Annotated in this window: 12 protein-coding genes; 5 read left to right on the forward strand and 7 right to left on the reverse strand. The window is 71.6% G+C overall.

Going from position 1 to position 11,581, the window contains the following annotated elements; genetic code table 11:
- Positions 1-58: 58 nt before the first annotated feature.
- Complete coding sequence (locus SMD20_RS12095) at positions 59-1,423, forward strand: phenylacetate--CoA ligase family protein (RefSeq protein ID WP_329579211.1); 1,365 nt, start codon at positions 59-61, stop codon at positions 1,421-1,423.
- Between the two features lie 4 nt (positions 1,424-1,427).
- Here SMD20_RS12095 and SMD20_RS12100 read toward each other — a convergent pair whose 3' ends face one another.
- Together SMD20_RS12100 and SMD20_RS12105 are read right to left on the reverse strand one after the other, a co-directional pair.
- Positions 1,428-1,850, reverse strand: a complete 423-nt coding sequence (locus tag SMD20_RS12100; RefSeq protein ID WP_329579214.1) for a type II toxin-antitoxin system VapC family toxin — start codon at positions 1,848-1,850, stop codon at positions 1,428-1,430.
- Positions 1,850-2,101, reverse strand: coding sequence for a type II toxin-antitoxin system Phd/YefM family antitoxin (locus SMD20_RS12105; RefSeq protein WP_329579216.1), 252 nt, complete (start codon positions 2,099-2,101; stop codon positions 1,850-1,852). The genes SMD20_RS12100 and SMD20_RS12105 overlap by 1 nt, the downstream gene beginning before the upstream one ends.
- Positions 2,102-2,306: 205 nt before the next feature.
- Here SMD20_RS12105 and SMD20_RS12110 point away from each other — a divergent pair, with 205 nt between their 5' ends.
- Positions 2,307-2,951: a biliverdin-producing heme oxygenase gene (locus SMD20_RS12110; protein WP_329579219.1), complete on the forward strand. Its 645-nt coding sequence runs from the start codon at positions 2,307-2,309 to the stop codon at positions 2,949-2,951.
- Here SMD20_RS12110 and SMD20_RS12115 read toward each other — a convergent pair.
- Entirely contained in the window at positions 2,935-4,083 is a 1,149-nt protein-coding gene (locus SMD20_RS12115; RefSeq protein WP_329579222.1) for a Fic family protein, read from the reverse strand. The two genes, SMD20_RS12110 and SMD20_RS12115, sit on opposite strands and share 17 nt — an antisense overlap.
- A 51-nt stretch (positions 4,084-4,134) precedes the next feature.
- Here SMD20_RS12115 and SMD20_RS12120 point away from each other — a divergent pair, with 51 nt between their 5' ends.
- Positions 4,135-4,776, forward strand: a complete 642-nt coding sequence (locus SMD20_RS12120) for a TetR/AcrR family transcriptional regulator (RefSeq protein ID WP_329579226.1) — start codon at positions 4,135-4,137, stop codon at positions 4,774-4,776.
- Positions 4,773-6,173: an MFS transporter gene (locus SMD20_RS12125; protein ID WP_329579229.1), complete on the forward strand. Its 1,401-nt coding sequence runs from the start codon at positions 4,773-4,775 to the stop codon at positions 6,171-6,173. The genes SMD20_RS12120 and SMD20_RS12125 overlap by 4 nt, the downstream gene beginning before the upstream one ends.
- Before the next feature lie 15 nt (positions 6,174-6,188).
- Here SMD20_RS12125 and SMD20_RS12130 read toward each other — a convergent pair whose 3' ends face one another.
- On the reverse strand, positions 6,189-7,418 hold the full coding sequence (locus SMD20_RS12130) for a cytochrome P450 (protein WP_329579232.1): 1,230 nt from the start codon (positions 7,416-7,418) through the stop codon (positions 6,189-6,191).
- Between the two features lie 67 nt (positions 7,419-7,485).
- Here SMD20_RS12130 and SMD20_RS12135 point away from each other — a divergent pair, with 67 nt between their 5' ends.
- A complete protein-coding gene (locus SMD20_RS12135; RefSeq protein WP_329579235.1) occupies positions 7,486-8,862 on the forward strand; it encodes an FG-GAP and VCBS repeat-containing protein in 1,377 nt (458 codons plus the stop codon).
- Here the strand turns inward: SMD20_RS12135 and SMD20_RS12140 are convergent.
- Genes SMD20_RS12140 through SMD20_RS12150 form a run of 3 tightly spaced genes read right to left on the reverse strand, consistent with a single transcriptional unit; the run spans position 8,847 to position 11,577 of the window.
- Entirely contained in the window at positions 8,847-10,340 is a 1,494-nt protein-coding gene (locus SMD20_RS12140; protein ID WP_329579238.1) for a sensor histidine kinase, read from the reverse strand. The genes SMD20_RS12135 and SMD20_RS12140 overlap by 16 nt on opposite strands.
- Before the next feature lie 5 nt (positions 10,341-10,345).
- Complete coding sequence (locus SMD20_RS12145) at positions 10,346-11,044, reverse strand: response regulator transcription factor (RefSeq protein ID WP_329579241.1); 699 nt, start codon at positions 11,042-11,044, stop codon at positions 10,346-10,348.
- Positions 11,041-11,577: a hypothetical protein gene (locus tag SMD20_RS12150; protein WP_329579243.1), complete on the reverse strand. Its 537-nt coding sequence runs from the start codon at positions 11,575-11,577 to the stop codon at positions 11,041-11,043. The genes SMD20_RS12145 and SMD20_RS12150 overlap by 4 nt, the downstream gene beginning before the upstream one ends.
- Positions 11,578-11,581 lie beyond the last annotated feature (4 nt).

Raw genomic sequence — 11,581 nt, forward strand, 5'->3', positions numbered from 1 at the left:
CAGGGGATGCAGGCGGGCGGAGGGTGCGCCGGGAGGCTGGAGATCGTACAGTCGGCTGGTGGAACCGGTTGAGCTCTTCCAGCAGGTCGCGGCGACCGTCCCCGCCTACGGCGCGTTTCTCGCCGAGCACGGCGTCGATCCCGCCCGTGTCCGGACCCTTGAGGACTTCCGGCGGCTGCCGATGACCACGAAGGACGGTTATGTCCGCCGTCACCCGCTGCCCGACCTGTGCCGCGACGGCGTGATCGGCGACATGATCGCGGTGTCGTCGGGTTCGACCGGCGTGCCGTCGTTCTGGCCGCGTTCGGCCGCCGACGAGCGGGTCGTCGCCGCCCGTTTCGAGGAGGTGTTCCGTGACTCCTTCGCGGCCGGGGAGCGCCGCACGCTGGCCGTGGTCTGTTTCGCGCTCGGCACCTGGGTGGGCGGCCTGTTCACCGTCAACTGCTGCCGTCACCTGGCCGAGCGCGGCTATCCGATCACGGTCGTCGCCCCCGGCACCGACCGCCGGGAGATCGCCCGGGTGCTGCCGGAGCTGGCTCCCCACTTCGACCAGGTCGTGCTGCTGGGTTATCCGCCGTTCCTCAAGAACGTCATCGACGCCGAGGACCTGCCCTGGCACGAGTGGGACCTCAAGCTGGTGACGGCGGGCGAGGTGTTCAGCGAGGAGTGGCGGTCGCTGGTGTGCGAGCGGGCCGGGATCGCCGATCCGCTGCGCGGGATCGCCTCCCTGTACGGCACCGCCGACGCCGGCGTCCTCGCGAACGAGACGCCGCTCTCGGTCGAGCTGCGCCGTTTCCTCGCGACCCGTCCCGCGGCGGCCAGGGAGTTGTTCGGCGCGTCGCGGCTGCCCTCGCTCCTGCAGTACGACCCGCAGGCGCGCTTCTTCGAGGAGGACGCGGGGACCCTGCTGTTCTCCGGCGACAACGGCATCCCGCTGGTCAGATATCACATCGCCGACGAGGGCGGCGTGCTCCCGTACGATCGCCTGCTCGGCTTCGCCCGCGAGCACGGTTTCACGCCGTCGGCGCCCGGCCCCGAGCGGCCCTTCGTGTACGTCTTCGGCCGCAGCCACTTCACGGTCTCCTACTACGGCGCGAACGTCTACCCGGAGAACATCGCGATCGGCCTGGAACAGCGGGAGGTCAGCTCGTTCGTCACCGGCAAGTTCGTCCTGGAAACCGTCGAGGACGAGCGCCGCGACCGCCGCCTGACCGTCACCGTCGAGCTGGCCCCCGGGATCGCCCCCTCCGCCAGGATCGCCGAAGCCGCCGGCGAGTCGATCCTGACGCACCTGCTCCGCCTCAACAGCGAGTTCGCGGCCTACGTCCCGCCGCACCGCCGGCGGCCGGAGGTCCAGCTCCGTGAGACCGGCGACCCCGACTATTTCCCGCCCGGCGCCAAGCACCGCTACACCCGCGGCTGACCGGTCAATTCAGCGGTTCGAAGGGGTTGACCACGGACACGCCGGTCCCTGCGAAATCCTTCACGTTCCTGCTCACCAGCGTCCACCCATGCACCCTGGCCGTCGCCGCGATCAACCCGTCCGTCGTCGGGAGCGGACGGACGGCGTTCATCCGCCCCCATTCCTCCGCGACCTCCGGTGTGACGGGGATGATGCGGTCACCGAACTGCCGGTGGAGAGCGTGCAGCCAGCGTTCCAGGATGGTCGCCTGGGTTGGATCCTTGGGTCTGCGGAGTTCGACTCCACAGCGGATCTCCCCGACGGTCAGGGCGCTGAGGTAGAGCGTGGGTCCATGAGCTCCGCCGATCCAGTCCCGGACGTACGGACTGCCGTTTCGTTTGCGGACTTCGGAGACCACGTTCGTGTCGAGGAGGTAGCCGACGTCCATCAGTCGAAGTCCACCTCTCGGGGGAGGTCGCGGTTGCGGGGGATCTCAAGGTCGTCGTCCCAGTCGGGTTCTTCCAGGAGGAATTTCCGGAAGTCGGGAGTTTCTCCTCTGAGACGGCGATACTCGGCGATATCGATGACCACGGCCACCTCTTCCCCGTGCCGGGTGACCACTTGAGGGCCTTCACTCACCGCTCGCCGTACAACCTCACTGAAGCGTTGCTTCGCCTCCTGTACCTGCCAGCTGCTCATGAGCACCCCTGTCCAGTCTGTCTAGACCGAGACTATACGCGTTGGCGGCTGCCGTCGAGCGGATACCGCGGCGACTCGTACGCACGTCAGTGGGTACAGAAGGAGGGAAGCGGGTTTTGATGACATAGTGTCATTAAAGGGTTGACGTGTGCTCCCAGTGTTTGTGACACTTCGTCATGAAAGTACCGTGCGATTGAGGTGGGCCGTGACGACGTCGTTCTCCGAGACCTTGAGGAACGCCACCTGGGGCGACCACCAGTCCGCCGAGGCCGAAGGCTACCTGACCGAGCTCATGGCGGGACGCCTGACCGAGCACGAGTACGGCGAGATGGTGGCCCAGCACTACTTCGCGTACGTGGCCCTCGACGGCGTCTCCCGCGACCTGGCCGATCATCCGGTCGCCGGTGCCTTCGTCTTCCCCGAGCTGTACCGCGAGGCGGCGCTCGAACGCGACCTGGCGACGATCTACGGCCCGTCGTGGCGCGACCGCGTCACCCCGTCCAGGTCCACGACCGCGCTGGTCGACCGCATCCGCAAGGTCGCCGACTGGCCGTGCGGCTACATCGCCCACCACTACACCCGCTACCTCGGCGACCTGTCCGGCGGCCAGTTCATCCGGATGGAGCTGCAGAAGATCTACGGCTACGACAGGGGCGGCGGCGTCGACTTCTACTTCTTCGACGAGCTGGGCAGCCTGCCCCGCTTCAAGAACGACTACCGGTCCCGCCTGGACGCCCTCGACCTGGACGAGCGCGAGCGCCAGCGGATGATCCGTGAGGTGCGGCTGGCGTACCGGCTGAACGCGGACGTCCTCACCGAGCTGCTCGACGTCGTCAGGACCGCGGCCTGACCCCCGGGCGGTACGGGTCCCGCAGCGGCGTGACGCGCTCGGCGAACTCCGCCTTGAGCCGCGACAGCCGAGGGCCCGCCGTGTAGTGGCGGCCCTTCGTCTCGCCGTACGGCTGGAGCCAGCGCTTGGCAGTGAGGTCACGCAGGTCGCGGGCGGCCTGGCCCTGGCTGAGGTCCTCGTCGGCCTGGTAGCGGCTGCGGCGCACCCGGCGGCTGACGAACGCCTCGTACAGGGCGGACACGCAGCGCGTGTTGAGGCCGTCACGGTCCACCTCGGCTTCGAGCAGCGTCCACACCTCGCCCGCCTCGGCCAGGCGCTGGCGTACGCGCTGGGCCTGCAGGTGGTGGGCGCGCAGGCAGAAGCGCACCCACGCCAGCGTGTCGCCGTGCGGCTGCCAGCGCCGGCCGCCGACCGCGCCCAGCACGTCGTAGTAGTCGACGGTGACCCGCTGCTGCCCCAGCCACTCCTCGATCGAGGAGAACTCCGGCGTCGCGATCTGGTCGCGGCCGAGGACGAGGGTCTGCAGGGCACGCGACATGCGGCCATTCCCGTCGCGCCAGGGATGGATCTTGACGAGGTTGAGGTGGGCCATCGCGGCCCGGACGTAGCTCGGCAGGTCCAGGTCGCCGTGGTTGAGCCAGTCGATCAGCTCGTCGAGGAGGCCGGGGACGAGAGCCGCGTCGGGGCCCTCGTACACGACCTCGCGGGAGAGGGAGTCCCGGATGTAGATGGGACCGGGGCGTACCAGCCCGGGGGTCTTGTGGCGGTGGTGACCGATCATCATGAAGTTGAGGGCGTTGAGCACGCCGAGGTCGTAGCGGAAGAACGGGGCCTTCGACAGGAGCGTGATGTAGGTGAGCGCCTGCTGGTAGCCGCCGATCTCCTTCGCCACGGCGTCGGAGGCGTCCAGCGGCTCCTCGCCGGCCATGATCGACTGGATGTCCTCCACGCTCGCCTGGTAGCCCTCGATGGAGTTCGAGCCCTGGATGGCGCGGGCCCGCAGGTGGCGCCGCAACTGGCCGTCCCATCGGTGCGTCTCGGCGAGGCGGCGCCTCAGGTCCCGCCGCATGTCTCCGACCTCGTCGAGCACCGCTTTGTCCGCCGCTTCGAGGACGGGCGTGCCGTACAGCATGAGGCCATGGAAGCATGAACGGACCATCCGCCGCGGGCCTACCATGGGCCTATGCCCAGGATCTCGGCCGCCACGATCGGTGAGCATCGTGCTCAGACGCGCGACCGCATCCTCCAGGCCGTCTCGCGCCTGTCGAGGACGCAGGGCATCGACGCGATCTCCATGACCGATGTGGCGAGCGAGGCCGGCATCACCCGCACCGTGCTCTACAACTACTTCCCGGACAAGGCGGCGCTGCTGCTGGCGTTCACCGAGCGGGTGACGCGCTACTTCATCGACAGCTACGAGCGTGAGCTGCCCGCCGGCGCCTCGCCGGCCGACCGGCTGCGGGCGTTCGTACGGCTGCAGTTGGAGGGCCTGCTGGCGCATCCGCACCCGGGGGCGGCCGATCTCGGTGCGGCGCTCGGGCCGGACGCCTACCAGCAGCTCGCCGAGCACGTCGCGCCCATGCAGCGGGTGCTGGCCGGCATCCTGGAGAGCGGGGCCGCCGCGGGCGATTTCCGGGTGGTGGACGTCGCGGCGACGGCGCGGATGATCCTGGCGGTGATCGGCGCCGAGCGGGTGCCGCTCATCAGCGGGAACGTCACCGTCGAGGCGGCGGCGGCACTGGTGTCCGAGTTCGTCCTGCGGGCGCTGGGCAGTCCGGCCCAGCCTGGCGGTACGGGCGACCTGGGCAGTCCGGCGGAGCGGTGAGCGGTCCGTCTCAGGCCGGCGGGCATCTGGAGCTGAAGTCCGCGCGCGGCCGGTGGGTGCTGCTGGCGACCGTGCTCGGCTCCGGGCTGGCCCTGCTGGACAGCACGATCGTCAACGTCGCGCTGCCGTTCCTGGGGCGCGAGCTGAACGCGGGCATGGCCGGGCTGCAGTGGACGGTCAACGCCTACACGCTGACGCTGGCCGGGCTGATCCTGCTGGGCGGCTCGCTCGGCGACCGGTACGGCCGGCGCACGGTCTTCGTCATCGGCACGATCTGGTTCGCGGTCGCGTCGGCGCTGTGCGGGCTGTCGCCGAACATCGAGTTCCTGATCGCCGCCCGCGCGCTCCAGGGCGTCGGCGGGGCGCTGCTGACGCCGGGCGCGCTGGCGATCATCCAGGCGTCGTTCGCCCGCGCGGACCGGCCGCGGGCGGTCGGGGCGTGGTCGGGGCTCGGCGGCGTGGCCAGCGCGGCCGGGCCGCTGCTCGGCGGCTGGCTGGTGCAGACCGCGGGATGGCGGTGGGCGTTCCTGGTCAACCTGCCGTTCGCGCTGCTGGTCGTGGTGGTGGCGGTGCGGCACGTGCCGGAGTCCAGGGACGAGCAGGCGGCCGGGCGGTTCGACGTGCTGGGGGCGGCGCTGGCGGCGCTGGCGCTGGCCGGGATCACGTACGGGCTGATCCAGGGGGGCGCGCCGGTGCCGCTGGCCGTGGGGCTGCTGCTGGCGGCGGCGTTCGTGGTGGTCGAGGTGCGCCGGTCGCCGGAGGCGCTGGTGCCGGTGGGGCTGTTCAGGAACCACGTGTTCACGGCGGTCAACGTCGTGACGCTCGTCATGTACGCCGCCATGGGCGTGGCGTTCTTCCTGCTGGTCGTGCAGTTGCAGGTGGTGTCGGGGTTCTCGCCGATCGCGGCGGGCCTGGCGATGTTGCCGACGACCATCCTCATGCTGTTGCTGTCGGCCAAGGCCGGGGACGTCGCCAAGCGCTACGGCCCCCGCTGGCCGATGACGATCGGCATCCTGCTGGCGGGGGCCGGGTTCGTGGCGATGAGCACGATCGGGTTCGGCGCGTCGTACCCGCTGCGGGTGCTGCCGGCGGTGACGATCTTCGGGCTCGGGCTGTCGGCGGCGGTCGCGCCGCTGACCGCGACCGTGCTCGCCACGGTGGACGAGCGCTACGCGGGCACCGCCAGCGGCGTCAACAACGCGGTGGCCCGCACCGGGGGCCTGCTGGCGGTGGCCGCCGTGCCGCCCCTGGTGGGGCTGGTGGGCGAGGCGTTTCAGAACCCGCCGGTGTTCGACGCCGGGTTCCGGGCCGCGATGCTGGTCAGCGCCGCGATGATGGCGGTGTCGGCGCTGGTCACGTTCGTGACCATCCGGACGAACGTCCTCGCCCCAGAATGACCAGCCCCAGAATGATCAGAACGTGAAGGGCTGGCTGCGGACGCTGTTGTCGAAGTTGGACAGCAGCAGCTCCGGCTCGCCGGTCGCGCGCAGATCGGGCAGGCGGGTCAGCAGCTCGCGGTACATCGTACGGATCTCCTGACGGGCGAGGTTGGCGCCGAGGCAGAAGTGCGGCCCGGGCCCGCCGAAGCCGACGTGGGGCTTGGTCTCGCGGGTGATGTCGAAGGTGTCCGGGTTGGGGAAGACGGTCTCGTCGCGGTTGGCGGAGCCGTAGAAGAGCACGACCTTGTCGCCCTTCTTCAGCTCCAGCCCGCGCAACGAGTAGTCCTCGGTGACCGTGCGGCGGAACTGCATGATCGGCGAAACGTAGCGGACCATCTCCTCGACGGCGTTGCCGATGTGCTTGTCGAAGTCGCTCATCAGCAGCTCGCGCTGCGCCGGGTTGTCGGTGAGGATCTTCAGGCCGTGGGCCATCGTGTTGCGCGCGGTCTCGTTGCCCGCCACCAGCAGCAGCGAGAAGAACGAGCCGAGCTCCTTGTCGGTCAGCTTCTCGCCGTCGACGTTGGCGGTGACCAGCAGCGAGACGAGGTCGCCCTTGGGGTCGGCGGCGCGTTCGTGGCCGAGCTTGATGACCATGCGCTGGAGCGCGAGCAGGGCCAGCATGTTCTGGCCGGCCATCTGGACGCTGCGGGCCAGGCTGGGCCGCACGCCGGTGTAGGCGGTGGAGATGTCGACGTGCTGGTGCACCTTGTCCCGCAGCTCCTGCGGGATGTCCAGCATGTCGCAGATGACGTGGATCGGCAGGCGGGCGGCGACCTGCGACACGAAGTCGCGGGGGCCCTCGCTGACGACGTCGTCCACGATGCGGGCGCAGGCGGCCTCGATGTCGCTCTGCAGGCCGGACAGCATCTTGGGGCTGAACGAGCGGGTCACGATGCGCCGCAGCCGGGCGTGGCGGGGGTCGTCCATGTTGACCATCGACTCGCCGAACACCTGCTTGATCCAGCCGGGCGGCTCGGGATTGGTCACCGCGGGCTCGCTGGAGAAGATCTTGGCGTTGCGGCTGGCCTCGACCACGTCCGTGTGCCGGACGAGGGCGTAGAAGCCCTTGCCCGAGCGCAGGAAGGGCACTTTCTTCTCCGGGAAGAACACCGGATGCTCCAGCTGACGGAGCCGGGCGAAGGCCTCGTTCCGCTCTTTCAGCGGCTTACGCCAGAAATCCAAATCCGCGAGGTCGATGTCCACGCGACTATCCTGGCACGTTCCCACCGCGTTAAGCCCGAGTTCGCGCCGGGAGGACATCACTGGTCGTATGAACGCGCTGCTCGCTGCCCTCCTGGCGCTTCCGCTCGCCTCCGGCGCGGCTCCCGCCGCCCGCCCGTGCGGCGGCCACCCGCTCGACTTCGACGGCGACGGCCGCCCCGACCTCGCCGTCGCCGCCCCCTACGACCACGACCGGGCCGGCTCGGTGGCCGTGCTGTACGGCTCCGGCACGAAGGTCACCCTCACCCAGGGTGACGGGGCCGAGCCGGGCGACTCGTTCGGCTCGGCGCTGGCCGTCGGCGACTTCGACGGCGACGGATGCGCGGACCTGGCGGTCGGCGTGTCGGAGGAGTTCGCGGGCGAGCGGGTGCCCGGCGGCGACGGCAACGGGGTCGTGCAGCTCTTCCGCGGCTCCCCCGCCGGGCTGGTCAAGGGCGAGGAGCTGGCGCTGCCCAAGCCGTCCAGCGACCGGTTCGGGGCCGCGCTCGCCGCCGGGGACCTCGACGGCGACGGTGTGGACGAGCTCGTCGTCGGCGCGCCCAGCCACCGCTCGGGCGGCGCGGTGGCCGTGTACGGGCTGAAGGGCCACGAGCCGTACGTGATCACCCAGCGGACGACGTGGGTGCGGCAGGCCGCGCGGGTCACCGACCAGTGGGGCGCCGCGCTCGCCACCGGCGACTTCGACGGCGACGGCCGGGACGAGCTGGCCGTCGGCGCGCCCGCCGACAGCGTCACGCAGGACGGCCAGGGCTCGGTCACGGTCGTCGACGTACACCGCCGGCGGGCGAGGCTGCTCACCCAGAGCACCCCCGGCATCGCCGGCGCCGCCGAGAAGTGGGACGCCTTCGGCGCGGCGCTCGCCACCGGCGACTTCGACGGCGACGGCCGCGACGACCTCGCGATCGGCGTGCCGGGCGAGGGCCTGAGCGCGAACCAGCGGGCCATGGACTACGGCGACGGCACGGTGGACGTCCTCTACGGCTCGCGCGGCGGCCTGAGCACCGACCGCGCCGAGGCCTGGTCGCAGAACACCCTGAAGGGCCGGCCCCGCTACTACGACCGGTTCGGCTCCGCGCTGGCCGCCGGCGACTTCAACGGCGACGGCCGTGACGAGCTCGCCATCGGCGTCCCCGGCGAGCGCGCGGTGCAGGTGCTGGCCGGCACAGCCGGCGGCGGGCTGACCCGCAAGGGCAACCTGCTGATCAAGGGCGAGGGACGCGACTTCGGCGCCACGCTGGCGGCGCTGCCCGGCGGCGGGCGGTTCCGGTCGCTGGAGCGGGGCGGGTCGCCGCAGGGGCTCGTGGTGGCAGCCCCCGGCCAGGGCCTCGTCCTGTACGCGCCCGGCTCGCGGGCGCGTGGCCTGCGGCTGGGCCAGGTCCGCGAGATCGCCAAGGGCACCGGCCTGTACGGCTACGCCTTCGGCTGAGCCTGGCCTTCCCCCGGCCGGTGCGACGGCAGGATCACCCGGAACAGCGCCCCCTTGCCCGGCTCGCTCTCCGCCACGATCACCCCGCCGTGCGCCTCCACCAGCGTCGCCGCGATCGACAGCCCCAGCCCCGACCCGCCCGTGCTGCGCGCCGGGTCGGCCCGGTAGAACCGCTCGAACACCCGCTCGGCCACCTCGGGCGGGAACCCCGGCCCCTCGTCGGCCACCTCGACCACGGCGTGGTCGCCGTCCACGCCCACGCGCACCTGGAACGGCGTGCCGCCGGGCGTGTGGGCGAGCACGTTGCCGACGAGGTTGCCCAGCACCTGCGCCAGCCGCGGCTCGTCGCCGGTCACCAGCACCTCGCCGTCGCCGCCGAAGAGGCGTACCAGCTCGATGCGCCGGTCGGGGGCCAGCGTCTGCGCGTCGATCACCGTCGTGGCGGCCAGGCTGAGCAGGTCGACCGGCCGGGTGGCCAGGGCGCGCCGCTGGTCGAGCCGGGCGAGCAGCAGCATGTCCTCCACCAGCAGCCCCATGCGGGCCGCCTGCCCCTCGATGCGGCCGAGGAGCCGGACGGCCTCGTCCAGGTCCTTCTCCTCCCCCAGCCGGTACAGCTCGGCGAACCCCCTGATCGAGGTGAGCGGCGTACGCAGCTCGTGCGAGGCGTCGGCCATGAAACGGCGCATCAGCTCCTCGGAGCGGCGGGCCGCGGTGGCGGAGCGACGGGCCGAGTCGGCGGCCTCCTCGCGCTCGCGCACGGCGTCCTCGATGCGGGCGAGCATGGTGTTGAGCGAGCGGCCGAGCTTGCCGACCTCAGTGGTGCCGGACCAGAGGGGTACGCGGCGCGACAGGTCGCCGCCCGCGATGTCGTTGGCAGTGCGGGAGATCTCCTGGAGAGGGCGCAGGCTGCGGCGTACCAGCCAGTGGCAGGCGAAGCCGAGCACGATCACCGTGCCGCCGCCGCCCACCGCGACGATGAGGCCGAGCTGGGAGACGGTGTCGTCCACGTCGCCCAGGTTGATGGCGATCACCCGGCTCTGGTCGTCGCGTCCCGGCACGGCGACGACCCGCCAGGTGGGGCCGGCGGGGTCGGCGGACTCGACGGTGAAGGGCCGGCCCCTCAGCTCGGTCACGTCGGCGGCGGTCAGGCGGGGCAGGCTCGGCGTGTGCGCGGCGGTGGACTCGCTGAGCGTACGGACCGGCGCGCCCCTCGCGTCCAGCACCACCACGTGGAACAGGCCGAGGAAGCGCTGCGGCCGGGTGCCCGCGGGCCGCGACTCGGGCGGCGGGAGCACGTCGCGCGGGGCCGCCGCGGCGTGCAGCTGCTGGTCCACCCGCTCCACGAGGTAGCCGCGCAGCAGCCGCACGGCGAACAGGCCGGTCAGCGTGATCGCCAGGGTGACCAGCAGCAGGGTCGCCGACACCAGCCGGAGCCACAGCGGCGTCCTGGCCAGGTGCTTGCGAAGCCTGCCCGGCATCGCGTTCACAGACCGCGCGGCGGGCGCAGGATGTAGCCGACGCCGCGCAACGTGTGCAGGTATTTGTGCTCGCCGGTGTCGACCTTGCGGCGCAGGTAGGAGACGTACGACTCGACGAGGCCGACGTCGGTGCGCCAGTCGCCGTTCCAGACGTGGTCGAGGATCTGCGTCTTCGACAGCACCCGGCCCACGTTGAGCATGAAGTACCGCAGCAGCCGGAACTCCGTCGGCGACAGCTTCACCGGCAGGCCGTCGCGCCACACCTCGTGGGTCTCCTCGTCCAGCTCCAGGTCGGCGACGCGCAGCCGGTTGGGCGGCGGAGTGCCGCGCCGGGTGCGGCGCAGCACGGCCCGGATGCGCGCGATGACCTCCTCCAGGCTGAACGGCTTGGTCACGTAGTCCTCGCCGAGGCCGAGCCCGGCGATGCGGTCCTCCGAGGTGTCCTTGGCGGTCACGAACAGGACGGGGACCCGCCGGCCGCGCGAGCGCAACCGGCCCGCGACCGTCATGCCGTCGAGGTCGGGCAGCATGATGTCGAGCATCACCAGGTCGGGGCTGCTCTCCTCGGCCACCCGCAGCGCCTCCCGGCCGTCGGCGGCGGTCAGCACCTCGAACCCGGCCATGCGCAGGCTCGCCGAGAACAACTCCCTGATGTTGGGCTCGTCGTCGACCACCAGCAGCCTGGCCTCGGGCTCGGGGCTCATCGCGGTCCGCCTCCCGGGAACTGCCGGCCGCCCTGGGTGATGGCGGAGGCCGTGACCGAGCCGTCGGCGCCCTGCTCGCCGCGTACGGTGACGTCGCTCCCCTGCTCCAGGTCGGTGACCTTGCCGGGCTTGGAGATCTGGACCGTGGTCTGGTCGGTGGTGGTGACGGTGACCGTCTTCCCGTCCGAGGTCTTGACGTACACCTTGCCGTCCTCGACCTTCTCGACGGTGCCGAACGTGCCGCCGCCCATGCGCTGGCCGCCGCCCGGGAAGCCGCCGTTCCGCTGCTGGCCGTAGCCGGGAGGGCCGCCGCCCTGCTGCTGGCCGGTGCCGCCCGCCTGGCGCGGCCCGCCCGCGGCGGCGGGCGTGTCGTCGCCGAAGAGCTTGCCCGCCTGGATGCCGATGAGGATCCCGGCCACCAGCACCACACCGGCGGCCAGCGCCAGCGTGACCTTCGACCTGCCCTGACGCGGCTCGGCGGCGAGCTCCTCCCCCAGGTCGTCGGGGAACGGCGAGGAGTCGAGCTTCGACATGTGA

The sequence above is a fragment of the Nonomuraea sp. LP-02 genome, from assembly GCF_036289125.1.
In the GTDB taxonomy this organism is placed as follows: Bacteria; Actinomycetota; Actinomycetes; order Streptosporangiales; family Streptosporangiaceae; genus Nonomuraea; species Nonomuraea bangladeshensis.